Raw genomic sequence first — 25035 nt, 5'->3', positions numbered from 1 at the left:
GGTTATAAATGGCAGAATGAAGTATTTTTGCACTATGTAAGTAATATATTTTTCTGTACGTTTTGGGAAAATATTCCTTAAGTCCGTGTTCCAAAAAATAAAAATAATTCATGAACCAAGCGAACTCAGGCTGATGCATAAAATCAACATGTCCATGGATGTTAGCTTAAGGAACATAAGGTAATAGTTCCTGGGTAATGGTGATGTTGTCATGGGTATCCATGGATCAATAATTCGTATTGATATTATCAGCGCTGGTTGATTCTGGTTCATGATCTTCATCGGATGAGGTTCAGGGCATGCGCGTCCTTCATGAATCATTTCTTCTTTATGTTTTAAATCATATCCGCTCAGCAACATGGACTTCACGAAGTCGGAATGCCGTGAAGCTTCCATTGGGGATCGCCGCCTGTTTTGGCTGCTGTCTCCTGCTTCAATCTGTGGCACTGGCTGCAACAGATCAGGATTCGGTAATTCTGCCGGTTCAGCAACAGCAAACAAAAGCGGCAGATCAAGATACGCAGGATGTTAAACTGCCACGCTGGATTCAGAAAATACTAGGAAAAAAAACCAAGGCGACAGGTCCAGAGGAGGTATCAAACCCTACGCCATATGCCGAAACGCAGCCCACAACGCCGTTTTATCTTGCGATACCGGGATTTTTACAGGCACCATATGGCCCACCTTCTTTTGGTCCGCCATTCGGTACTACCCATTTGCTGGGTGATTGGGGCGGGGTGCAGCCTTGGCTTCAGAAACGGGGGCTATATTTTGCATTTGATGTTTATGAGGATCTTGCCGGAAATGTGGCTGGTGGTAAAAAGCGTGATTACAGTGTGGCTGGACAGGTCGGTTCTACACTCGACGTGGACTGGGAAAAATTGCTGAATGCCGGATCATGGTCAAAGGATCTATGGCTGCATCTGCTTGTTGTAAATGGGCATGGTCGGAATCTGAGTCGCCTGTTTGGTGACAATAGCAACCAGGTGCAGCAGATATATGGAAGCCGTGGTAACGTAATTGCACATATGGTCTGGGCTTATTTTGAAAAATCCTGGCTGGATCACAGGATTGATTGGTCCATGGGTTGGATACCAACCGGCGTTTTCTTCCAGAATTCTCCATGGGTCTGTAACTATATGAACGTGTGGTTATGTGGTGGGGAGGCACCTACAAAATTCTTGACGGGTGGTCGTGGCTGGCCATCGGGGAATATTGGGACGGTCCTGCGTGTGATGCCGACAAAACAGGTATATGTCATGGGCGGATTGTTCGCCGTGTCGCCACATCCCTATAATGGTGGTATTTCTGGATGGTCCTGGGCGCAGGATGGGTTGGGAAAACTTTCGACACAGGTTGAAATCGGCTGGATTCCTGCGTTCGGTCGCGACCATCTTGTAGGGCATTACAAGGTTGGCGTGATGTATGATAATTCCCGTTACAGTCATCTGTATGAAGATATCAATGGCAATCCATGGGTGTTGACCGGTCAGCCCGCACGCAGAGAGAGCGGCCAGACATCATTGTGGGTGATTGCAGACCAGATGTTGGTTCGCCATGGGCCAGGAGAACTGAATGGTCTGATACTGGGTGGATATTATGCCTATGCATCCGGTCAGACGTCGCAGATTAATCATGCCTTTGTGGCGGCCCTGATGGATACCGGCGCGGCATGGAAACGTCCGTTGGATAGTGTGGGTATTGCGTTCTTATGGGCCAGTTTCAGCCGTTCCGCAATCCTGTCACAAGAAGCTGCTGCTGGGCATGGGCTGTCACTGCCAGGGGCAAATTTCGGTGTTCCATATGGTATTCAGGGGCATGAGAGCATTTATGAAGCATATTACGGTTTTCATATAATGGATGGCCTGTCGATCAAGCCGGATTTTCAGTATATAAATCATGTTGGTGGCACAACAACCTTCAGAGATGCTGTTGTGTTGAGCACCGCTGTCAACGTTGCGTTCTGATTTTTCAAGACTACAGGAAGCCGTGGCATGACTTGCTACGGCTTTTTTGTATTTATCCTTAATAAAAGGTATTTTCCAAAAATGGTTTATGTAAGGGGTATTTGATTGTGCTGTTGCTCATAAACACCCAGATTTATGTTTGTGAGGTCAAGGAGGGGAGTTGAAAGATCATGCTTGCGTGCCCGTATCACAAGATCACCAATAATCTGCTGGGCTTCTATCGGTCCACCCCGGCAAAGATCACGAAACATTGATGATGTCAGGGAGGAGTCTTTCTTACTCAGTAGCTTTATAATGCCGTCTATGGTTTGTCCATCAGGGCAATATCCTGTTGCTGTGGCAATGGCAACACATTCGTCAATGACGGCGTGTATAAAATTTGTTCCGTATTTTTGGCTTGATATTTCCCCAACTGTTCCGCGCATCAAGCAACAAATACTTCCAAGAGATGCAAGAAGTACCCACTTATTCCACATATCTTGCAAGATATGCGTCGAACATATTGTTTCAAAACCAGGGCTGGAAAGAATTTTTTCGATTTGTTGTGCTTTGACTGTTTCCCGACCGGATATTTCCCCAAAAGATAGCCGCGGCATGGAGCCGCTTTGTTCGATATGTCCTTGCTTATTCAGTTTGCTGACAATAAAGCATGTTCCGCCCATGACGGCATGTTGGCCGAAACGTGCTGTCAGGATATCAAGATGTCGCATGCCATTGAGCAGCGGTATGATATGGGTGGCTGTACCGACAGCAGCAGAAAAATCATCCATGGCAGACGCAAGGGAATAGGCTTTTACGCTGAGCAGCACAATGTCATACGGATTTGTGATATCTTGGGTGCTGGTGGTTTTGGGCGTGAGTGTAATATCTCCGATGGTGCTGCGCAGGCAAAGGCCGTCTGCCAGTAATTGGGACCGCCGTTTTGGGCGCACAAGGAATGTCACATCATGTCCGGCTGCGGCCATGCGGGCACCAAAATATCCCCCCACAGCGCCTGCGCCGACAATAAGGATTCTGCTAGTCATCGGGCGATTTCCTGTCTTTGTTGAGGCCTGACCCAGGCAAAGGAATTCAGTGAACGCATTCAGTCAGATATTAACCTATCACACGAAGGTTTACATCTGGCTGAATGCGTAGGCAGTTCAGGCCACTTGATTTGTGATTCAATATGATGCTCGGGTGAGGACAGATCATCATATCGATGGTATTATCAATTAGCTTATTTGTATGTACACCTGACAGCAACAGATCCATAATCTGCATGGATTGCAAAGCTACCCGAGCATCATCAGGACTGATACACATTGGCGGAAAGGGGGCGCATTCTGATTGAGGCCCTCTCAATCCTTGCTCAGGTGCCGATCGCGGCTTGGACAGGAGAACATGCGTTTCACAATCCAGCGTTCGGATAAAATTTCCGCATCGCATTGTGCACGATTTCGACGTTTACAGCGCAGCAAACCTGGTTCAGTCCTTGCCGAAATTTCGATCTCTGATAGCCAGTGCTGATATAGAAGTTTCAGAAGGAATGGATGCAGCCCAAACAAGGTTGCCATTAACAAGCCCTGTGTATCGACGAGGAGATGACGTTTCTTCCCCTTGATGTTTTTGCTGCTGTCGGGCAGCCATAATGGGTCGTCTGTTCTCAACACAGGACGTAGAACGCATGGTGCAGACGATCGAGTGTGCCCTCATGTTGCCAGCAGCGAAAGTAGTAGTTCACTGTGCTGCACGACGGCAGATCTTTCGGGATTGCACGTCACTGGCAACCTGTTCCAAGAACATACATCAAGTCGTGTTTGAAACATGCTGACAGATTGTGAACATTGCAATCTACAAGTGCTGCCTAAAAAGCAACTTTCTGTCAGGAAATAGCGGTTTCATCTTTGTCCATCAGGCATTCATAAATCTGATACAGTTTATAAAGATATTTCCTGACAGACTCTATAATACATTCCGGCATTCCATTATTCAGGGTTGGTTTTGGAATGCCGGAACTGTTAATCAGAAATCAGCACTTAATGAGACCATGGCCGTAAAGGCAGAACCAACGACATAAGTCGGTGTCGATGCATGAACCGTGTTGCCCTGAAGACCTTTCTGGGTCACGGCAGCCATGCCAAAACCGTTGATGGAGGAGAGGTAGTTAACCCCTCCCATATTCACCAAGTTAAGCATAATTCTGGGGCGAACATGTGTGTGGAATGACGGAAGTGTCCTGCCTATATTCAGGTCCGCGGTAAAATATCCGGGAATTTTCTGGTCATTCATCAGGGTTGAATACTGCTTCCCCTGATAGCGCAGGTTAAAATTACTGAAATAGGTGCCATCATCATATGTCAGGCCAATCGCACCACTCCATTTAGGAGAGCCCGGTTCTTCTTTTCCTTTGGTCGGCAGATAGTCAGTGCCTGCATTCACGTTATTCCCGATGGTTGTATTTAGATACTGCCCTGAAGCATAGGCACTGATATGATGCCATGGGCGGGTACCAATTTCTCCCTGGAAGCCCCATGCTTCCTCGCCGCCAGCAGAAATGGGCGTACTGATCAGTACGCTTGTTCCCGGAAGGTAGGATGAACTTGAAATCTGGTGGTTCGTCAGGTTGTAGTGAAACCATGCCGCAGAGAAATTGACAGGACCATTATGTCGGAACCCGACTTCCTCCCCAATAAAATATTCAGCATTCAAGTTGGAAGTAGGCTGGCTGGAGGGTTTAGGGGATGTCATGGAGAACTGCTGTACGTAAGGACTCCATCCGGCAGGAAGTCGATAAGATGTCGTCGCATTCATATAAACCTGATCAGATTTGGTAATATTATAACTGGCCAGGAATTGTGGTGTAGGTTCAAAATAATTTTTCCCAGCCTTGTAAGGTGAAGCACCGGGCAGATTTTCTGTTGAAGTCACTGAAGCCATGGAGGCTTTGAAACCAGCATCAAGGACAAGCCTGCCCCCGAGCAGGATAACCTTGTCATCAATACCTATGGCATTGACCTGCTGACGTGTATTTTCCTGATATCCGGTAACACGCATCCCATTGGCCGTCAGGTATTTTTCGCCATAATTCCACGATCCCGTGGCCGACAGAGGATACTGGTCCTGATATTCGGTATGCCCCCCATAGGAATACCAATAAAATACAGACAGTGAATTATGCTTTGTCTTCCAGTTGAGGTTTGTCGTAAAGCCACTGGTATTCTGACGCCAGGGATGGACACTCTCAACAGTGACGGTGCCTGATTGAGCTGCATAACCATCAAGGTGATCATATTGCTGTGTGCCGATATAACCACCAGAAATGGGAATTGTGGAACCGTAATTATTCGGGCCGCTCTGAAACGTTGTATAAGGTTCGACATGTAATGTCAGGCCGTTCCCAAGGGCAAAATCATTATGTATCGCACCAAAAACGACATTCGTAAAACGTTCGTTGATGGCGTAATAGTTTGAATCCCCTGCCTTATATTTCCCGTCGTAATTGAAGCTGGTTCCGTACTGGTTCCACTGTGCAAGAGATGGATTACGATAAATATTCTGGTGCGATGTTGTATATCCAAATACAATATCAGAAGAACTATTTTTTGACCAACGTTTTTCAAGATTCGCATCAATATGATAACGCTCGATATTACCCATTCCACGCCATAGGTTGCCAGCGGAATGTGAAAAAGAAGCAAAGGCCCTTACATCGCTATGGCCGATTTCGCCTGAATTAAGACGAATGAACTTCTTTTGCAGACTATGAGTGCCGCCAGCGAAGTCAACGCTGCCACCAAATTTATCTGATGGGCGGATTTCCTGCATGGAAACAATTGCGCCATCGGCATTGTAAAGCGGTGCAGACAGATCAACAGATCCCTGTGTTACCTTTACCGAAGCGATATTTTCGTTATCAACCATCGATGATGCCCAAGGGGCATAGCTGAAAGCATCCGAAACTGGAACACCTTCAAACAGAAAACCGATCTGGGTCTGGTCAAGGCCGCGGATATGCATGGTTTCCGTTTCGGTATTCAATGGCCCTTCATTGCCGGCCTGAACACCCGGAAGGCTGGCGATCAACTGAGTTGGTGAAACGGTTGGTACCTGTTTTGAAATATAGGCGCGCGAAACCTCACTGACTGACACTGGGGCCGTCTGCCGTACAAGAAGGCCACCACCAGAATTATGGTGCTGCGCGGTGACGCTCAGTTCTTCATTCTGCGGAGGCTGCTTGTTCTGGCTTGTGGTGGGTCTATGTGAGGCTGAGGAGCCTGATACCACCTCTTTGGCTTTGCGAGGGGATGGTTGCTGGTCTGATCTTGCCGCAAGGGCATGCCCCGTGGTCATCAGAATGCCACAGCTCATCATGATGCATGAAGAGAGAAGATGGCGACGCAATCGGCCATGTCGGGTACTATCTCTTCCGATGGTCAGAATCGTCATAGAATAAACCTTGGATTGATAAAGATGTTGGACAGGAAGATATGGTTTACAAACCATAGATTTTTGCATGTAAAAATCAGGGCAGATTGCATGGAAAGACAGCACACATCCTGAATGAGAGGCAGTTTGTGATCCTGTTCGGTATCGACAGGTTTCTGGTCATTGCGTATCAGAACATATCAAGCAGCCTCGCATATGCGCCCTTTTGGGGAGAAGAAGATGCTACAAAATCTATGAGAGGAGACATGTTATTATTTTATGATATTTTTGTTTCTATCGTGTAAAAACGATTTATTAATATTTTTGATTTTCTTTATTTTTTCTGGATCAAGTATCGTTTATGATGTCTTGTAATTTTTGAGGATGTAAAAGTCAGTGTTGATAATGCTGATGGATATTGACACGGGGAATGGAATTTGAAGAAAATCTTATATAAGACGTCTCTGGTGCTTGTATGCGTAGGCTCTCTCAGCTTCTCGTTGCCAGCGGTGGCACAAGAACTTCCGCAAATACATGACCATGTCACAGAAAGCCTGCAGCGTCGGATATTTCCGCAACTTTCTGCCATGATAGCTGATGCTGGTTGGAGAAAAATTTTCTTTTCTGATCAGAATATACAGAAAATATTACAAGACCGCCGTGCCAGGTTTTCAGATATAACCAAATGTATTCCTGCCCCTCATTGTGTTGTGGAGGCATGGAAAATCACCCCCGATGAACGGCGCATCATTGGGGAGGTTCTTGGACAGATATCCTCTCATTTGCCGGTATCCCGTGGTTATGGCATATCTCAATGGGAACATGATGCAGATGCAATTAACTACATCCTGTCAGTGTATGGCGAAGGTAGCCCGCCTCATTATCCACATATTGACGCGATGACACAGGATACAACGTCAAAAGACTTTAATCAGTTGATTTCAGGTCTGCAATTGCAGGAGCTTCAGAACTGGCCACAACAGGACATGGATATTTTTTCTGCCCCTCTGCGGTATGCAGCGATCCTGCTTGATATGAATGATCGTGATGATGCCATACATTTCCCGATGTTATGGCAGACGTGGAATGCGCCAGCCCTTCATCTCGCGCAGAATCTTGACTGGCGTCACTATCCTTATACAGCAATCATTGTGCCTGGGGCGGGGCCGGAGGCGCAGGGCGTATCTTTGTCGGCAATGGGAAAGTTGCGACTGATGTTGGCGGTGGATGCTTTCCGTAAGAAGCAGGCGCCGTTTATCCTGGTTTCAGGTGGAGCAGTTCATCCCGCACAAACCCATTATGTTGAGGCGCAAGAAATGCGTCGTGAGTTGATTTCCCGCTTTGGTATTGCGGAACGCAATATTATTATAGAGCCCTATGCAAGGCATACGACAACCAACCTGCGTAACGCATCAAGGCTTCTTGCCACGATGAACGCACCACGACAACAGCCTGCCTTGATTGTAACGGATCAGGATCAGAGCGCATATATTGCAAGTCAGACTTTTGCACATCGTAACCTGAGGGAGTTAGGATGCGCGCCAGGCGTGCTTGATGCACGTATATCCCTGTTTGCCATCCCGTTTCATCCTGATGTGCATTGCAATGTTACGGACCCGATGGACCCGCTTGATCCATAAAGATCAAGCGGGGGGCAGGATATTACAAACACAAGGAATACAAGTTTTTTGATGAAAATTTAAATATATTTTTGCATGCTCTTGGGCGGATACTTAGGAATATCTCGACAAGGGTGAAATTTTATTTGCTATAGCGTCCAATTGCCGGGTCTGTTGTGCTGTTGCTTCCTGTTTCAATATGCCCAGCAATATGCCATCGAATATGGTGATGATGATTGTTGCGTAAGATCAGGTCATACCACCCGGATGTGTGCCGTGTATCAACCTCGATACGAACAGGGGCGGGGGTGGGGGCATAATCCGTCACATGGCCTGTATAACCATTTTCTATCTTCAGATGAGTGAATGGGGAATGGAATGTAAGAATGCAGATGCCACGCTTGGGGTCATTTTCTGTTGAAATCGATGTCTTTCCATAATCATGATGCATGTATCCCGAAAAGCTACGAAAGAAGCCATTAGGGCCATGGATATCGATGTCATAATGACCGTGCTTTGTTGTCCACCTGTCTGCAAGGGTGCTTCCCGGCTGGACACTATAGGATCGGGGCTGGGTATTGTCGGTAATGTCACGGACATGAAAAACTGCTGCGGCTTTTCCGGTATTGATAAAAACAAGACTTATTTCCTTATCCGAATTGTCAATCCCTGCCGTCACATGCAAATCATAGGGAAGGGGCCGGGCACGACGGATGCCGGGTTCCTGGATCGGCATGGCCTGGTGCCGTGGAAGGGTGATGTTGGAATTGGGATGTGTTTTCTGGTCCTGTGGTGCGTAGGATTTGGTGGAGGGAAAAGCCGGCAGGATCGTATTGGGATTCGTAAAATCAAATGCTGATGTCAGGTCGCCGCAGATGGCGCGCCGCCATGGGGTGATTTGAGTTTCCATAAGCGTTGGATGTTCGTCCCTGAACCGACGTTCAATGAAACGGATGAGGGAGGTATGATCAAACACTTCTGAGTTGACCCAGCCTCCTTTACTCCATGGGGAAATGACCAGCATGGGAACGCGTGGCCCAAGGCCATATGGGCCTGCATCATGCGTGGCGTTACCTGGAAAAATCTCATGTTCTGGTGAAATGTTGGATTGTCCCTGCATTGGATGCGCCGGTGGGGTGGGGGGCATGACATGGTCAAAAAAACCATCATTTTCATCATATGTAATGAACAGCGCTGTGCGGCCCCATATATCCGGATTGGATGTCAATGTCTCGATGATCCGCGAGATGAACCAGGCCCCGTAATTTGCAGGCCAATTTGGATGTTCATCATATGCATTGGGGCACATCAACCATGAAACTTGCGGCAGTGTACCATTGGTCACATCTTTCTGTAGGTCATCAAACAGCGTGCCGGAAACGGCGATGTTCGTACCGGTTCGTGCTTTGCGCGCCAGTGGACTTTGCATCGTTGCATTCTGGTAATTGACAAAGCGCAGTAGCGTATTGTTGGCAGAGTTCCCGATATAATGGTTTGGGTCATCGCCCCAGTTGTTTGCTGCTGTCAGGCCGCTGCCAACATCCTGATAGATTTTCCATGACAGACCCGCATGCTCCAGCCGTTCTGGTAAGGTGTGCCAGTCACAGACCATGTCATTCGTGTCAAGTTGCGGTCCATATCCCTTGCCATCATTGCCTGTCCATCCGGTGAACATATAATTGCGGTTGGGGTATGTCGGTCCCATGACCGAGCAATGATAGCTGTCACAGATGGTGAATGCATCTGCCATGGCATAATGGAACGGAATGTCGGTGCGGTTGAAGTGTATCATGGTTGACGGCGTCTTGTGTGCAACCCACTCGTCCCATCGCCCCTGGTTCCAGGCGCGATGTGTACTGTTCCAGTCATGGGGGGTATCCCCGATGAAGCTCAGGCCCAGATTGTCGCTGGCAGGGCGAAAAGGCAGCAGGACATCTTTGCCATATGGCTGTTTCCAGACGGGTTGTCCGTTGGGTAATCGCATCGCCCGTGGATCACCAAAGCCACGCACGCCCGACAAAGTCCCATAATAATGATCAAAGGAGCGGTTTTCCTGCATGAGGATGATAACGTGTTCCACATCCTTGATGGAGCGTGTGCGGGTATTGGCAGGTAGGGCAAGTGCCAGCCGAATGCTCTCCTGAAGTGCGGTGACAGTCGCGCCTGCTCCAAGAAATTTTAAAAAGGAACGGCGATCCGACCGTTGCATGGCATGCTCCTAAGGTAACATCAGGAAGGAAGATGTTATCTTAGGGTAATTTATGTTCAGGAAGTGTACGGTTTGAATGAAGATTTTATGACAGCGGGCGGCGTCCAAAACCCCTTCGGAATGGTTCAATCAAATCCCGGGGCTTCTTTTACTGATGAATTTCTGGCCCCGGAATATGTGTGTTTCTTGTAAAGATATTTATTGGATGGATATTCCCTGAATGGGTTTCATGTCTTGGGTCTATGAAACCTGTATCTGGATGTTACCTGTCCAGTTGGGCAATACTTTTTCTGATATCAGGCTGGGTGGTAATCAGCTTTTCCTTGTAGAACGCCGCTGCGATGGCCTCTTGCTGCGCAATCGCGTCGTCATCCATGGTGTTGAAGCTGAAGGTCAGTTTTTCAACGGAATTCCCCACAATGTCCGGTGACAGACCAGTACTGCTGGCAAGGATATGCGTGACATCTTCCTTATGTGTCTGTGCCCAGTTGTCGCATTCAATGATGGCATTTCTGACGATGGACAAAAGGTTGGGATTGTTTTTGTAAAATGGAAGGCTGGCAAGATAGAATGCCATCGCCCCTTTGATGTCTGCGCCCGTGGCAAGGGGGCGGACCTTCTGACCTACGGCGGAAAGGTAGGGGTCCCATATGGCCCATGCGTCAATGGTTCCGGCCTCAAACGCCGGTCTTGCCGCCGCAGGCAACAGGTAGGAAAGGTGAATGTCATGGAATGACAGGCCTTTTTGCAAAAGGGATGACAATAGCAGCCAGTTGGCGTCCGATCCCCTTGTTACGGCGACTTTCTTGCCTTTCAGGTCTTCAATGCTGCGGATTGGGCTGTCGTCATGGACGATGATTGCCTCACTCGATCCGCATTTGGGTTCATGTCCGAAATATACAATTGAATCCGGTATGTTCGCCTGTGCAAATACGGGGGGCAGATCGCCAGTCTGTCCTATATCTATTGCACCTGCGGCCATGGCTTGCAGCAATGGTGGCCCAGCAGGAAATTGTGACCATTCAACCGCAATGCCTGTATTGGCAAGTGCCGTCTCCAGAAATCCTTTTTCCTTGAGCAGGATAAGCGTACCATATTTCTGGTATCCGATCCTGATTGTCTGGGGCGCAGCAAATGCTTTCTTTCCCATCGACATGCTGGTAAGGGCAGACAGCGTGAATGTCATTAAGCTGCGTCGGTCCAGCATCATCCTGTTTTCCATAAAAACGTTCCCTTCAAAGGTGATAGGTAAATTCGCCGCCAAACATGGCGGGATCACCCAGTTGCCCGTAAAACATTCCCCCGTGCGCCTGTGGGGTCATTGTAATGAAATAGCGTTTGTCCAGCATGTTATGTCCCCAGAAACTGACATCCCATTTCCCGGAACGTGGGCGTGCACCGATATGGGCGTCAAACAGGCCATACGGCGCGATCCGGGTATAGGCAGATTCAGATGGGTCTGCGTAATAACTGCTGCGATAGGTATAGTCTCCACCGATATAGAGCAGGAGATCCGATCCCCAGTGTGACGATGTGGGCAGGAACGATTGAAACGGGATCGTATATTCCAATCCGGCGGATAGGTTCCATTTGGAATTAAGGGGAATCTGGTTTCCAGAAAGATCGCGCATGGTTTTGATATTTGAGGACTCCAGCGGCTGTGTCGCATTTCTAAACGATGCATAGAAGGCATCGGTGTAGGCAGCGGAGAGGCGTCCTTCCAGCCCCGGTGCAATCGTTCCGCGCGCATCAAGTTCGAATCCCCGTGAAACCACGTGCTTTGCGTTGGTAAGATAGGAAATGATCGTGCCTGTAGGCGTATAATAGCTGGCGCTGGTGATATAGTTATGGACGTTATTCCAAAATGCCGATGCGTTCACCAGCAGTCTTTTGTTGAAAAAGGCGTTCTTGACCCCAAATTCAAACATGTCATTCAGTTCAGGCTTCACATCGGGATTCGCCCCTTGTGAAACATTCAGGTTGGCCACATTGATTCCCCCGTTTCTGACGCCACGGCTGTATGTCGCATACAGCAGGTGTGCCTCACTGGGCCGGTAAACCAGACTGAGGCTACCGCTGGGTTCCGTTTCACGGTGAAACGCACGATAAGACATGGCCGATCCAAACATGGAATTGCGCAATGTCGCGGCCGTACGGGCATCCGTTGCCGACAGACCTGCAAATGACGCGCCTGAACTTGTGCTGGACTCATATCCTCCTGATTTGGTTACGAAAGAATATCGGAAGCCACCTTCGATCGTCAGTTGGCGGTTGATCTGGTATTTCGCCCTTACATATCCAGCAAGGGAATTCGTGACCGGATCGTCTGATGCGCTATATCCATATCCGTTCAGGGCGGCGTTATAGACGGCCGGGCTGTATCCATAACCATAATATTTCGCCCCTTGTGGCGTGATGGCGTCATAGATTGAATCAGGTACGGCTTCGTACATGTAAAATACCCCGCCGCTGACCTGCCATGGTCGGTTTTCTGGTGAAGATATACGCAGCTCTTCGGTGGCATGCTGTTCATACACCTGATTGTTTCCGGCGGTCTGGGCCCATATGCCCGGAATGATACCCGTGCCACCGGTATAGGCATTGTGGGGATACCAGTACCAGGTTCGCCACGCCGCGATGTTTTCCAGCTTCCAGCCGTGCGCAAGCCGATAATTGAGGTTAAGCGACACGCCAGAGGATTCCTGGTCATAGGCCTGGCTGCCTGGCCCGCTGATCAGCATGTCACGAAAGCTGTGCGCCGGGATTGCCGTCGCCCCCGCATAGGCCGCGCGTTGTGCATAGGTCCCGGCAATCGCCGCGCCGTTGGCGTAATGCGACAGCATGGTGGAGGGAACGGACACGCAGCAACTGCCGCGCATGTGGGTATAATCGGCGATCAGGCGCAGATTCAGTCTGTCTGTCGGGTTCGCGAGTATCTGTCCCTTGACGCCGATATCATGGTAATCCTGATACATGCGACCAGTCGTCACATTTTTTATATACCCATCACGATTATTGGAAAAACCTGAGATACTGTAGGCAACCTTGTCACTGTTTCCGATCGCCCCTGTTGCGCGGAGCCGTATATTCCCCGTGTTATAGCTGCCGTAATCCCCGGTGATGCTATACTGTCGCTTGAATGACGGGGCGGCTGTGTCGATATTGATCATCCCGCCATCGTTATCGACGCCACCACGTGTCGCCTGTGGCCCCTTGAGCACTTCGAACCCACTCAGGTCACTGATATCGTAAAGGGCAGATCCCGGTCGTGTCTGGTAAACTCCGTCGATATAAACCGCCGTCCCGTTTTCCAGCCCGTCCTGCGCCGTGGAACTGAAATTCCCAAGCCCACGTATATTGATTGCCGTATTACGTGGGTTCGTGACCTGAAGGGTAACGGACGGCATCAGTTTCTGCGCCTGTTGAAGATTGGTGATCTGGTGTGACTGCAGGTCTTTTTCCGTCACGGTTGTGACGGAAACCGGGTCATTTTGGTGTGCAAGCGCCTGACGTCGGGATGTCGAGGCCGCAGCACGCACATGTATGGTTTCCATGCCGCTGCTTTTGGCATTTGCTGTGGTGTCTCTGGCGGCGCCTGGTCTGCCTTGGGCGTGGTGGGTTGCGTGTGGTGTGCCGGTCAGGTCGGCTGCATGGGCGTCGGCAGCGCTGAACAGGCAACAGGCAAAAAGGGTCGAGGTCATGACAAGGCGTTCCGGGGCGTTAAGGGCCGCACGGTTCGTCATGTGCCGGGATGTTGGATGCTGCCTGTTTGTGAAAGCCATAAAACAACACTACCGAATCGGTTGAAGGTAAAACAACATCCAATGATCGTGAAAAATTAGCAATAGTTTCGTAAATATGCATTGACATTAGTTATATGATGGATTTGCATGCTCAGGGGCGTGAAAGCGCGACAGGAGCAAGGCGCGTGAGGGGCCACAGGTGCTTACGGGTCAGGAGGATTAATCAGGCGCATGAAGGAATTAACGGGAATCAGCGCGCAATGCCGACATGACGGGACAGACCGCGTGCAAGAGCCCGCCGCGGATCGCGCGCGCGGGGGGCTGTGGCGCCATGGGTGGCAGCGTTATGTATCATCCGTGATCGTGCTTTGTGCATGGCAGGCCGCGTCCTGGGGGGGCATCATCCCGCCGCGCATCCTTTCATCACCCCTTCAGATCCTGCAGACGGGGTGGGGATTGGTCGTTGATGGGACTTTGCCCGCCAATCTGGAAATATCGCTCCTGCGGGCATCGGCAGGGCTGGGGCTGGCTGTGGTGGTGGGGGTGGTCCTGGCGCTTGTGGCGGGCCTGTCGCGTGTGGGGGAAAACATTGTGGACGCCCCGCTGCAGGTGGTCCGTACGTTGCCCGCGCTGGCATTGGTGCCACTGTTTATCCTTTGGTTCGGGATTGGGGAATGGCCCAAGATCCTGCTGGTCGCATTGGGGGCAATGTTTCCCGTCTATCTCAACCTGCATAAGGGAATACGCGCCGTGGACCCAAAGCTGATGGAAATGGCGTCGATCCTGGGTCTGTCGCGATGGGCAACCATCCGGTTCGTTGTGATCCCGGGTGCCATGCCTGATTTCCTGATCGGCCTGCGTTTTGCCGTCGGGATTTCATGGCTGATGCTTGTGGTGGCGGAACAGGTCAATGCGGAAAGTGGGATCGGCCATATGATGATGGATGCGCAGGACTTCTTGCGCACTGACATCATCCTTGTCGGCCTCGTGATTTATGGCGTGCTGGGATTGGTGTCCGATCAGGTCGTACGGTTTTTGGAAACACGTCTTCTGTCATGGCGACCCGCCAGCGAAAGGAATGCGTGACATGGTGCAGTCCCAACAAACCCCGCATATTGTGCAGCAGCGTGGTGAGGTGCAGGTGCGTGCGCTCATGCATCGCTTCGGTGCAGGGCGACCCGTGCTGGACAACCTTGACCTGACGATCAGGGCGGGGGAGTTCGTCGCCCTGCTTGGCAGGAGTGGTTCGGGAAAATCTACACTGTTACGCATGCTCGCCGGGTTGGGGCAGCCCACGCGTGGGGAGGTGCATGTCCCATCAAACAAGGCGGTTGTGTTCCAGGAAAGCCGCCTGTTGCCATGGATGCGCGTATGGCAGAACGTCGCGCTGGCTACCCTGCCGGAAGGAAAGGCCGATCGTACTCGTGCAGAACGCCTGCTGGGGGAGGTCGGGTTGTCGCATCGAACGGATGCATGGCCCCTGACGCTGTCGGGGGGGGAGGCGCAGCGGGTCGCCCTGTCGCGTGCGCTGGTGCGTGATCCGGATTTCATCATGCTCGATGAACCCTTTGGCGCGCTGGATGCACTGACACGCCTGCAGATGCAGCATCTGGTATTGCGGCTATGGGCGCGGCATGCCTGTTCGATCCTGCTGGTAACGCATGATGTGGACGAGGCGCTTTTGCTGGCGGATCGGGTATTGGTGTTGCAGGAGGGGCATATCCATATGGATGTGTGCATCGACATACCCCGTCCACGCCACCATGCCGACCCTGATTTTGAGGCATTGCGCACGACGCTGCTCAATGCCTTGGGGGTTTTTGTGGATTAGCAGGTCATTGATCGGGGCAATGAAATCTGGTGGGGAAAGTATTTTTGAAAATATGACCTGACTTGTGGAGATTTCTGGATACGGATTCACCAAAATATTTTCCATATCCCGTGTGATGTAGCGTGAAAATATCGTGGGTGTTCAAACGGTTTGTGCAGGGGATTTTTTTGTGACACAATCGTATCGAAACCCATGTAACCGAGATCCCGATGACCCCAGGATACCGTCCCCCGGCCTTCAGAACGCTGCTTCTGCTTTCCGCCCTCGTGCTTCCTGCGCTATTGCCACCCGGCAGTGCCCATGCGGATGCCGTGGGGGAGGCCACGACCAAAAGTGGCTATGTCGTGAAAGAAGTGATGATTGCCATGCGCGATGGCGCGCATCTGCAGACCGTGATCGTCACCCCCGCCCACCAGAACGGTCCCTTGCCGATCCTGATTACCCGTACACCATATGGTGTGCCGGATCAGGGGATCGTCGATCGGGAATCCATCAAGCCCGTCTCCAGGGAATTGCCAAGCTGGCAGGCCTTCCAGAAGGACGGCTACATCATGGTTTATCAAAATCTCAGGGGGCGGTTCAAGTCCGAAGGGGAGTTCCTCAAGACCTCGCGCTATGACAAGAACGATCCCAAGCAGGCCAATGAGGTCAATGACGCCTGGGATACCATTGACTGGTTGGTGAAAAATGTCCCGCAGAATAATGGCCGTGTCGGGATCTATGGGGTTTCCTATGCTGGTCTGACGGCCGGCCTGACGCTTTTGAACCCGCATCCCGCGCTTAAGGCGATCAGTGAGCAGGCGTCGCCCGCGGATCAGTGGATGAATGATGATGATCATCATTATGGTGCGCTCAGGGAAGCCTATACATTTGAATATACCGTATTGGAGGAGGCGAGCCGGACTGCGAACACAAACTTTGATTTCAGTAAACATGATGTCTATGACTGGTATCTTTCGCTTGGTCCGCTAACGAATATCAATGCGAAATACCTGCATGGCAAACTTGATTACTGGAACAGCGTCATGGCGCATCCAGATTATGATGCGTTCTGGAAAGAGGAAGCGTGGGTTAACAAGGTTCATGCCTCCACTGTTCCAAACCTGAATGTCGCGGGTTTCTGGGATCAGGAGGACCCGTGGGGGCCGTGGAAAATATTCCGTGGGGCAGAACAGCATGACCCGGACAACACGAATTTCATTGTCGGTGGTCCATGGTATCATGGTGGCTGGCAGCGGACGGATGGGGAAAATATCGGCCTGCTGCCCATGGGCGGGCACAGGACGGCGGAGGAATTCCGCGGACAGATAGAAGCCCCCTTCTTTCGCTATTACCTGCATGAAAAAGGGGAAAAGCCGAACTGGAAGGCCAAGATGTTCGAAACCGGCTCGAACGAGTGGCGCCAGTACGCGACATGGCCGCCTGCGGGTGCAACGCTGAAGGAACTGTATTTCCATTCCGACGGCACGTTGTCCTTTACCGCGCCAAAGTCTGGCGAGGTCGCATTCAGGCAATATGTGTCGGACCCGGCCAATCCCGTTCCCTATCGTACGCGTCCGATTTCGCCCACCTATCCCACGCCGGAATGGCGGACCTGGGAAACCAATGACCAGCGCTTTGTCGATCATCGCCCTGACGTGCTGACCTTCACCAGTGCGCCGCTTGAAGAGGATCTGCGCGTTGCAGGCCCGCTGGAGGCACACCTGTTCGCGTCCACGTCAGGTCGGGATTCGGATTTCGTGGTGAAACTTATTGATGTCTTCCCCGAAAAAGACCAGAAGGCTTTCGTCGCGCATCCTGATGCTGCGACATGGGCGGATTCCCTTGATGGATATGAACTGCCCATCGCCATGGAGGTCCGGCGCGGGCGTTACCTGCATGATTTCTCGCATCCTGCACCGCTTGTCCCAGGCAAGGTAGAGGATTGGGAGGTGCCGTTGCGTGACCACGATCATGTATTCCTCAAGGGGCATCGCGTGATGGTGCAGGTGCAATCCACCTGGTTCCCGCTGATCGACCGTAATCCGCAGACATGGATGGAGAGTATCTATCAGGCAAAGGAAGCGGATTTCCGCCCTGCCACGCAAAAGGTTTTCGCAACCCCCGCCAGCCCGTCACATATCACGCTACCTGTGCTTCCTGCAGGGGATTAAGCCCGCCGGTCCTGATATCGGGTGATGAAACCCCTTGGATGATGCCTTGTGAAAAGGCATCATATTTTCAGGATGTTTTTGAAAAAACCGTAGTCCAATGAGGCTGTTGGGGGGCTGATTTGGTCAACTGGCGTATGCCGTGTCGTGATGGTTTTCAGGGCATTTCATGGGTGGCTTTTTCAGGCACGCCCATCAGGCTTCGCGCCTGCCGCAGGGGCATGTTCGCCACGATCAGCGGATGGGTATGTTTCGTGACCCCCACCCGTTGGGACAGGTAGATGCCTGAATGGCCCGAACATAGGTAGGCCACGAAGCAGCCTGTGGCGATATAGACAATATCAGTTGCCCCAAACAGTTCGACCCCCATAAAAGTACAGGCCAGCGGTGTATTGGCGGCCCCAGCGAAAACCGCGACAAAACCCACACTGGCCAGCAGGTCGGCGGGAACGCCCAGTATGCCGGACAATGTATTGCCCAGGCCTGCACCAATGAAGAACAGGGGCGTGACCTCGCCGCCCTTGTATCCCGTCGCCAGCACAACAACCGTGAACAGCAGCTTGTAAAGCCAGCTCCACGTATAATCACCCGCGTGAAAGAAGTTTACGATCGACGGCGCGTCATGTCCCATGGACACGACACCAAGGCCAAGGTAATCGCGTGACCCGACAAGATAGACCAGCAGAATGGTTGCAACGCCACCAATGGCCGGACGTAGCCATGGGACAGGGCAGGCACGACGGACCAGCGGGGTCAGGCGATGGATGCCCTCCGCAAACAGCAGGCTGGTAAGGCCGAAGCAGATTGCGGCAAGTCCAACCTTGATCAACAGGGCAGGGTGCGTGTGAAAGACGCTGCCGCCCCAGTCAGGAATAATGCCGGATGCCACGTGGTAGGACGTATGGTGGATCCCCCAGGCGTGGCATACCCAATCGGCCAGGATGGAGGAAAAAGCAGCAGGTAGTAGGGGGCGGTAATTGATCTGTCCGAGACTTAAGACCTCCAGCGCGAAGATCGCCCCGGCAATGGGGGTTCCAAAAACCGCCCCAAAACCTGCGGCCACGCCCGATACCAGCACAATGCGCACCGCATCGTGGTCCAGTCTGAACAGACGGCCAAAGCCGGATGCAATGCTGCCCCCGATCTGTACGGCTGTCCCTTCGCGGCCGACAGATGCACCAAACAGGTGGCTGATGACGGTGGCAACAAGGACGAGGGGGGCCATGCGCAGGGGGACGCCCCCTCCGGGTTCATGGATCTGGTCAATGATCAGGTTGTTCCCGCCCTCAGCACATCGCCCGAGATGGTGATAGGTCAGTCCAACACCTACACCAGCCAGCGGCAGCAGCCATAGCAGGCCCGGATGGGCGATGCGGTCGTTTGTAACCTGGTCCAGTAGCCATAGAAATATCGCACATAATGTACCAATACACGCAGACATTGGTGCGAGAAGCCCCCCCCATTTCAGAAGGACGCGCATGTTTACCGCCGACAGCGTGATGAGCCGGGAAAGATTCATGGGAAAATATGCCTGTGCAGGATCGGGGATGGCGTCCCGGCAGCCGGCGCATGGCCAAGGCTGACAAGTGACGGACGGAGGTCGTGGGACGGGTATTTCATGGCTCTGTACAAATTCCTCCCTCTGTTGCCGTTATGGCGAGGTAGGAATCATCAGCCCAAGGGGCGGTTCGGTTCGCCGTGAAGGCTGCACCTGGCAGAGTCCATTGCCGGGTGACAGGATGCGTTTTGCACGATGTGAAAGTCAACCCATGTGATGCTCTGATCCCTGATCCTGCGTGTGCGAAGATGCGCCTGTCTCGGGTCATGCGATCTGTATGTGATGTGGCTGTATGTGATGCGACTGGCATGCGCAACGCGGAGCGTATAATGTTGCCACTCCCGCCCTGGTTGGCGGGGGCGGGGATCGGATCGCGCGATGTTCCTTCCGGCAGGGCGGGCGTGGATGCCTTGTTTTCCTGCCGCATGGCCCATTGTTGCGGCATCCATGTGCGATGCCAGCCCGAAAAGCGGCGAAACCAGTTTTGTGCGGTGGGGAAACATGAAAAATACCGATGAAATATGGGGCGGCGTGGATGCGCTTGGGGCGGCATTTTGTGGTTTTGCCGACCGCATATGGGATACGCCCGAACTTGCATATGACGAATATCGCTCTGTCGAGACACAGCGCGACATGCTTGAACGCAATGGGTTCAGGGTTACGCGCAACCTTGCGGGAATCCCTACCTCCGTCATGGGGGAGGCAGGTGAGGGCGGCCCGGTCATCGCCTTCCTTGGTGAATTCGATGCACTTCCCGGCTTGAGCCAGCAGGCCGGGGTCGCCAGTTGCAATCCGATGGACGGGACGTCCAACGGCCATGCCTGCGGGCATAACCTGCTGGGCGGGGGCGCGATGCTGGCGGCCACGGCGCTGAAGAACTGGATGGCGGAAAAGGGGATGCCCGGACGGGTGCGCTATTACGGCTGCCCGGCGGAAGAAGGCGGCGCGGCCAAGACCTTCATGGTGCGTGATGGCGTGTTCGATGACGTGGATATCGCGCTGTCATGGCATCCGGGGTCGATCATGGGGCCGTTCTATCCGGCCTCCCTTGCCAATACGCGCATCGACTTTACATTCCTTGGGCGCGCATCGCATGCTGCGGCGGCACCGCATCTGGGTCGTTCCGCCCTTGATGCGGCGGAACTCATGAATATTGGCGCCAACTACCTGCGTGAACATATGCCATCGTCCGCGCGGGTTCATTATGCCTATATGGATGCAGGGGGGCAGGCCCCCAATGTGGTGCAATCGCGGGTCACGATCCGTTACCTTGTACGGGCCGATGACCTGCGGCAGTTGCGCGAACTGGTCGAACGGGTGCGCGCGATTGCCCAGGGCGCGACCCTGATGACCGAAACAACAGTCCAGGAACGTGTCGTAAGCGCGGTTTCCAACCTGATGGGCAATCTGCCGCTGGAAGATACGCTGTTCGCCAACCTTACCCGTCTTGGCCCGCCTGTATATGCACCTGAGGATTACGACTTTGCACGAGAGATCCAGGAAACCCTAAGTGCGCAGGATATCCGGGCGGCCTATCTGGCGGCGGGAGTTCCCCCCCGTGATGGCAGCCCTTTATGCGAAGTGATTGCACCGCGTGAGTTCGTGCCGCCGCCATTCGGGTCCACTGATGTGGGGGATGTCAGTTGGGCAGTGCCAACGGTCCAGGCCTGGGGGGCGACATGTGCCATCGGGACGCAGTTGCATTCATGGCAGATGACAGCACAGGGCAAGAGCGGTATCGCCCATAAGGGCATGATCCATATGGCCAAAGTGCTGGCTGCGACGGGGCGTGACGTGCTGCAAAATCCGGTCCTGCTGGACCGTGTGAAGGCAGACCATGCCCAACGTCTGGCACAGGATCCCTATGTCTGTCCGCTGCCGCTGGATGTCATGCCGCCCATCGGGCAGGGATGACAATCGCGCAACAGGGATGGCAGAAAATACCACCGGGGCAGGCTGCCAGCCGCAAAGGTTTTTGGTAAATCTGTTTTCTGCTCTTCCTGAACAGGCATTGCCTGGTCAGGAATGAAGGCGATATCCTGAAATCCCCGCCAGTAGAACCCTTGCGCAGCGCTTATTCCGGCACGGCCCATTCCACATGTGACTCCGCTTGCCCATCCCCAAGGAAATGGCACAGCGATGTAAGGATGGTGCGAGCCTCTTCTTCAAAGCGGAAAGGAGGATTGGCGATGATGATGCCGCTGCCGTTCAGGCGTGACGGGTCCAGCGGTGGCCGTAACGTCAACTCAAGGGTCAGCAACTTGCGTTGTCCCGCATCCTTCAGGGTATTGACGAAGGCGCGGACGGGGGCGCGATGTTTTATGGGATACCACCCCGCGACAATGCCTGCGGGGAATCGCTGGCGTGCCGTCATGATGGCGGTGGCAAGGCGCTGGAACTCATCACCGCGTTCGAAAGGCGGGTCCATGAAGACCAGCCCGCGTTTTGCCTGCCGCGGGGGCAGCAGCGCCGTGATGGCTTCGTAACCATCGCGCCCATGTACGCTGACATGGCGATCATGGCGGAACAGATGGCGCAGTGTCTGCTGGTCTTCGGGGTGGAGTTCGCAACAGATCAGGCTGTCGCCCGGACGCAGAAGGCGTGCGACCAGAGCGGGGGAGCCGGGATAGGACAAGCGCCCTGCCTGCTCATCCCGCATGACCGTACGGATGATCCGCAGCCAGTTTTCCACGCCCGGTGCCGGGGCGGCGGCAGATGTGGGGTGGGATGGGGCGTCAAGCAGACGGCCGATGCCATCGCGCCATTCCCCTGTTGACTGTGCCTGTATGCTGGAAAGGTCATACAGGCCAGTGCCCGCATGGGTGTCGAGGACACAGAAGGGCGAAGGTTTGCGTTGCAGTACCTCGACCAACGCCATCAGCACGACATGTTTCATGACATCAGCGAAATTGCCCGCATGGTAGCTGTGTCTGTAATTCACGCTCTTTCGGCCCCACAGGTTGATCCACCCCACGCATGGGGTGGGTGAGTGTTAATGCATGGCCGTATCCTTTTCCATCGTCGCGCGGTTTTTTTGCCATCTTGCCAGTAGATGCATTCCAACGCCCGTTCCCATGATGAGGAGATAGAGGCCGAACGCCGCAGGGTTGCTGATGGCCATGCCCATAAACGACAGCACCGCGGCGACAAGGGCAAATCCGGGAATGATGGGATAACCCGGCGCGCGCCATGGGCGGTGCAGGTGCGGCTGCGTGTGGCGTAGTCGAAACAGGCTTCCCATGGCGAAGACATACATCGTCAGCGCCCCGAAGACGGACATGGTCACGATATTGGCCGTCAGCGGTTGTCCCCCGATGGTGACGTACTGGTCTGCATAAATCGCCACCAGTCCGACACTCCCCCCCACGAGTATCGCTGCCCATGGGGTTCCGAAACGTGGATGTACCCGTCCCAGCAGGGCCGGAAGATAACCTTCGCGCGCCATGGCATAGATCTGGCGTGAATATCCCATAATGATCCCGTGAAAGGAGGCGACGAGGCCGAACAGCCCCAGCCACACCAGCATGTGGACATACCCGCTACGCGGTCCGACGACGCTCAGCATCGCCTGCGGCAACGGGTCATTAAGGTTTGCCAGTAATTTCCAGTTGCCAACACCGCCCGCCATGATCATGACACCAAACGCCAGCAGCATCAGTGTCGTGATCCCTGCGATATAGGCCATGGGGATGGTGCGTTGTGGTGCGTGTGCCTCTTCCGCCGTCATGGCCACACCTTCTATGGCAAGGAAGAACCAGATCGCGAACGGCACGGCGGCGAATATGCCGATGATGGCGTGAGGGGTGAACGTATCCGACCCCGCCCATCCGTCATGGATGAAATGCCCCCAGGAAAATCCTGGTGCGACCACGGCCATAAAGATCAGGAGTTCCACAATCGCGGCGATGGTGACGATCAGTTCGAATGTGGCGGCGATGCTGACGCCTGCGATATTGAGCGCCATGAAAATTGCGTAGGCCCCGGTCGCCGCCATTTGCGCGGTGATGGATGGATATTGCACATGCAGATAGGCCCCGATCGCCAGTGCGATTGCCGGGGGAGCAAAGACAAGTTCCACGATGGAGGCGAACCCCGCGATAAAGGCCGGCACCGGCCCGTAAGCCGCCAGTACATAGGCAAATGGGCCACCGGCGCGCGGGATGGAGGTTGTCAGTTCGGTATAGGAAAAGATCAGCGCCGCATACATCAGCGCGACCATGACCGTCGTGATCAGGAATCCCAGTGTGCCCGCTGTGGCCCAGCCATAACTCCAGCCGAAATATTCGCCCGAAATGACAAGGCCGACCGCGATCCCCCACAGGTGAAAAGTCCCCAGTCGCCGTTGCAGGGAGGGCGCCCCCGTATGGGAATGGGGCGAATGCGAAGGCCGTTCGGAAGGTGATGCGGGCATTGTCCGAAATCGTGCGAGAGGTGGGATGGATGGCGGGCATGGTGCGCGCGCCGTCATGATAGCGGGCCACGATGTCATGTTATGTTATTATTATGTAATGATGTTGACGCCCCGGCAATGTGGGTGATGATGAAAAGAGATGTCCATCCCCGCCGCATGATCGGGATGGCGTACACGCATGCAGGACGGGAATGGTCATGGAGAGGAAAGTTTTGCGGCCGGATGGGAATGAACCATGGCAGTGGCCCGAAAGCCGGTGGCGCGGGATTGTCAACCGCGTCAGGGCCGGGCGCAGCCTGCGGCCGCCCTCATGGTCCGGTGGTGCACGCTGTGCTTTTGCGGTTTCCTTTGATGCGGATCACGATACGATCCCCCTGCGGGATGGGGATGAAAGCCCCATGCGCATCAGTCAGGGTCATTATGGCAGCAGGCGTGGCATCCCGCGTATCCGCGCCCTGTTGCAGGCGGCGGGGATTCCGGCGACGTTCTTCTATCCCGCAGTATCGGCCATGCTGTATCCTGACGAAGTGCGGGCGTTGGTGGGCGACGGGCATGAAATAGGCATTCATTCATGGATACATGAACGCAATACCCTGCTCCCGCCCGAGGATGAATTGCGTCTGTCATTGCGTGCGCGCGAAGTGCTTGCGGAGATTGGCGGCGTGGAACCCGTCGGCATGCGGACCGCAAGTTGGGATTTTTCCGTCCATACCATGTCCATCATCCAGCAGATGGGCTTATTGTATGACAGCAGCCTGATGGCGGATGACGACCCGTATGAACTCCTTGCCGATGGGCGGCCCACAGGAATTGTCGAACTGCCACCCGAATGGATACGTGATGATGCGATCTATTTCAATTTCGAACGGTTTTCCGCCCTGCGCCCCTACACGCCGCCTTCGGGCGTGGCGGAGGTTTTCCGGGCGGAGTTCGATGGGGCCTATGCCGAAGGCGGCCTTTTCCTGCTGACGCTGCATCCGCATGTCAGTGGACATCGCAGCCGGATTGGCATCATCTCCGACCTGATTGCCCATGCGCGTGCGCGCGGCAATGTGTGGTTTGCGACGCATGCCGATATTGCGCGATGGTGTATGGCAAACGCAACGTCGGGAGATGGCGCGGTCCCGTAATCACGTTGCG

15 protein-coding genes and 1 riboswitch are annotated in these 25035 nt (G+C 53.3%); of the genes, 7 read left to right on the top strand and 8 right to left on the bottom strand.

All coding sequences use genetic code 11. The annotated features are described in order from the left end of the window. The first annotated feature begins 299 nt into the window (after positions 1 to 299). Positions 300 to 1967: a carbohydrate porin gene (locus IFJ82_RS10715; protein ID WP_225578637.1), complete on the top strand. Its 1668-nt coding sequence runs from the start codon at positions 300 to 302 to the stop codon at positions 1965 to 1967. An 86-nt stretch (positions 1968 to 2053) separates the two neighbouring features. Here IFJ82_RS10715 and IFJ82_RS10710 read toward each other — a convergent pair whose 3' ends face one another. Both IFJ82_RS10710 and IFJ82_RS10705 read right to left on the bottom strand, forming a co-directional pair. Then, positions 2054 to 2992: a ketopantoate reductase family protein gene (locus IFJ82_RS10710; RefSeq protein WP_075595194.1), complete on the bottom strand. Its 939-nt coding sequence runs from the start codon at positions 2990 to 2992 to the stop codon at positions 2054 to 2056. A gap of 979 nt (positions 2993 to 3971) precedes the next feature. After that, complete coding sequence (locus tag IFJ82_RS10705) at positions 3972 to 6395, bottom strand: TonB-dependent receptor (RefSeq protein WP_225578636.1); 2424 nt, start codon at positions 6393 to 6395, stop codon at positions 3972 to 3974. Between the two features lie 416 nt (positions 6396 to 6811). Here IFJ82_RS10705 and IFJ82_RS10700 point away from each other — a divergent pair, with 416 nt between their 5' ends. Further along, positions 6812 to 8014, top strand: a complete 1203-nt coding sequence (locus tag IFJ82_RS10700) for a YdcF family protein (protein WP_192264513.1) — start codon at positions 6812 to 6814, stop codon at positions 8012 to 8014. A 121-nt stretch (positions 8015 to 8135) separates the two neighbouring features. Here IFJ82_RS10700 and IFJ82_RS10695 read toward each other — a convergent pair whose 3' ends face one another. The 3 genes from IFJ82_RS10695 to IFJ82_RS10685 all read right to left on the bottom strand — a co-directional run bounded on the left by IFJ82_RS10695 (position 8136) and on the right by IFJ82_RS10685 (position 13903). Next, positions 8136 to 10202, bottom strand: a complete 2067-nt coding sequence (locus IFJ82_RS10695; protein WP_192264512.1) for a phosphocholine-specific phospholipase C — start codon at positions 10200 to 10202, stop codon at positions 8136 to 8138. A gap of 262 nt (positions 10203 to 10464) precedes the next feature. Beyond that, complete coding sequence (locus IFJ82_RS10690) at positions 10465 to 11424, bottom strand: aliphatic sulfonate ABC transporter substrate-binding protein (RefSeq protein ID WP_192264511.1); 960 nt, start codon at positions 11422 to 11424, stop codon at positions 10465 to 10467. Positions 11425 to 11437: 13 nt separating this feature from the next. Then, on the bottom strand, positions 11438 to 13903 hold the full coding sequence (locus IFJ82_RS10685; protein WP_225578635.1) for a TonB-dependent receptor: 2466 nt from the start codon (positions 13901 to 13903) through the stop codon (positions 11438 to 11440). Positions 13904 to 14176: 273 nt separating this feature from the next. On the opposite strand from IFJ82_RS10685, the gene IFJ82_RS10680 reads away from it, so the two are divergent. The 3 genes from IFJ82_RS10680 to IFJ82_RS10670 all read left to right on the top strand — a co-directional run bounded on the left by IFJ82_RS10680 (position 14177) and on the right by IFJ82_RS10670 (position 17929). Beyond that, complete coding sequence (locus tag IFJ82_RS10680) at positions 14177 to 15031, top strand: ABC transporter permease (protein WP_225578634.1); 855 nt, start codon at positions 14177 to 14179, stop codon at positions 15029 to 15031. Next, a complete protein-coding gene (locus IFJ82_RS10675; protein ID WP_003619271.1) occupies positions 15024 to 15776 on the top strand; it encodes an ABC transporter ATP-binding protein in 753 nt (250 codons plus the stop codon). The genes IFJ82_RS10680 and IFJ82_RS10675 overlap by 8 nt, the downstream gene beginning before the upstream one ends. Before the next feature lie 209 nt (positions 15777 to 15985). Next, positions 15986 to 17929, top strand: coding sequence for a CocE/NonD family hydrolase (locus tag IFJ82_RS10670; protein WP_062809266.1), 1944 nt, complete (start codon positions 15986 to 15988; stop codon positions 17927 to 17929). A gap of 154 nt (positions 17930 to 18083) precedes the next feature. Here the strand turns inward: IFJ82_RS10670 and IFJ82_RS10665 are convergent, their stop codons facing one another. After that, a complete protein-coding gene (locus tag IFJ82_RS10665) occupies positions 18084 to 19445 on the bottom strand; it encodes a voltage-gated chloride channel family protein (RefSeq protein ID WP_192264509.1) in 1362 nt (453 codons plus the stop codon). Between the two features lie 136 nt (positions 19446 to 19581). Beyond that, a riboswitch (Fluoride riboswitch) is annotated at positions 19582 to 19664 on the bottom strand. A gap of 321 nt (positions 19665 to 19985) precedes the next feature. Between IFJ82_RS10665 and IFJ82_RS10660 the strand changes: the two genes are divergently transcribed. Then, a complete protein-coding gene (locus IFJ82_RS10660) occupies positions 19986 to 21398 on the top strand; it encodes a M20 family metallopeptidase (protein WP_192264508.1) in 1413 nt (470 codons plus the stop codon). Between the two features lie 160 nt (positions 21399 to 21558). On the opposite strand, the gene IFJ82_RS10655 is transcribed toward IFJ82_RS10660, so the two are convergent. Both IFJ82_RS10655 and eat read right to left on the bottom strand, forming a co-directional pair. Next, positions 21559 to 22425 (bottom strand): 23S rRNA (adenine(2030)-N(6))-methyltransferase RlmJ, encoded by an 867-nt coding sequence (locus tag IFJ82_RS10655; protein WP_225578633.1) that lies wholly within the window; start codon positions 22423 to 22425, stop codon positions 21559 to 21561. Positions 22426 to 22476: 51 nt separating this feature from the next. Further along, positions 22477 to 23895 carry an ethanolamine permease gene (gene eat / locus IFJ82_RS10650; protein ID WP_062809264.1) on the bottom strand — a complete coding sequence of 473 codons (1419 nt, stop codon included), beginning with the start codon at positions 23893 to 23895 and terminating at the stop codon, positions 22477 to 22479. A gap of 191 nt (positions 23896 to 24086) precedes the next feature. On the opposite strand from eat, the gene IFJ82_RS10645 reads away from it, so the two are divergent. Then, entirely contained in the window at positions 24087 to 25025 is a 939-nt protein-coding gene (locus IFJ82_RS10645; RefSeq protein ID WP_192264506.1) for a polysaccharide deacetylase family protein, read from the top strand. Positions 25026 to 25035: the final 10 nt, after the last annotated feature.

Origin of the sequence: Novacetimonas hansenii (genome assembly GCF_014843995.1) — a bacterium.
Classification (GTDB): Bacteria; Pseudomonadota; Alphaproteobacteria; order Acetobacterales; family Acetobacteraceae; genus Novacetimonas; species Novacetimonas hansenii.
This window is presented reverse-complemented; position numbering and strand designations above follow the sequence as displayed.

Coding starts and splice junctions, on each gene's coding strand:
- IFJ82_RS10680 (WP_225578634.1), top strand. CDS start 14,177: ATGAAGGAATTAACGGGAATCAGCGCGCAATGCCGACATGACGGGACA.
- eat (WP_062809264.1), bottom strand. CDS start 23,895: ATGCCCGCATCACCTTCCGAACGGCCTTCGCATTCGCCCCATTCCCAT.
- IFJ82_RS10665 (WP_192264509.1), bottom strand. CDS start 19,445: ATGAATCTTTCCCGGCTCATCACGCTGTCGGCGGTAAACATGCGCGTC.
- IFJ82_RS10715 (WP_225578637.1), top strand. CDS start 300: ATGCGCGTCCTTCATGAATCATTTCTTCTTTATGTTTTAAATCATATC.
- IFJ82_RS10705 (WP_225578636.1), bottom strand. CDS start 6,395: ATGACGATTCTGACCATCGGAAGAGATAGTACCCGACATGGCCGATTG.
- IFJ82_RS10695 (WP_192264512.1), bottom strand. CDS start 10,202: ATGCAACGGTCGGATCGCCGTTCCTTTTTAAAATTTCTTGGAGCAGGC.
- IFJ82_RS10660 (WP_192264508.1), top strand. CDS start 19,986: ATGAAAAATACCGATGAAATATGGGGCGGCGTGGATGCGCTTGGGGCG.
- IFJ82_RS10670 (WP_062809266.1), top strand. CDS start 15,986: ATGACCCCAGGATACCGTCCCCCGGCCTTCAGAACGCTGCTTCTGCTT.
- IFJ82_RS10675 (WP_003619271.1), top strand. CDS start 15,024: ATGCGTGACATGGTGCAGTCCCAACAAACCCCGCATATTGTGCAGCAG.
- IFJ82_RS10685 (WP_225578635.1), bottom strand. CDS start 13,903: ATGACCTCGACCCTTTTTGCCTGTTGCCTGTTCAGCGCTGCCGACGCC.
- IFJ82_RS10690 (WP_192264511.1), bottom strand. CDS start 11,424: ATGGAAAACAGGATGATGCTGGACCGACGCAGCTTAATGACATTCACG.
- IFJ82_RS10645 (WP_192264506.1), top strand. CDS start 24,087: ATGGTCATGGAGAGGAAAGTTTTGCGGCCGGATGGGAATGAACCATGG.
- IFJ82_RS10710 (WP_075595194.1), bottom strand. CDS start 2,992: ATGACTAGCAGAATCCTTATTGTCGGCGCAGGCGCTGTGGGGGGATAT.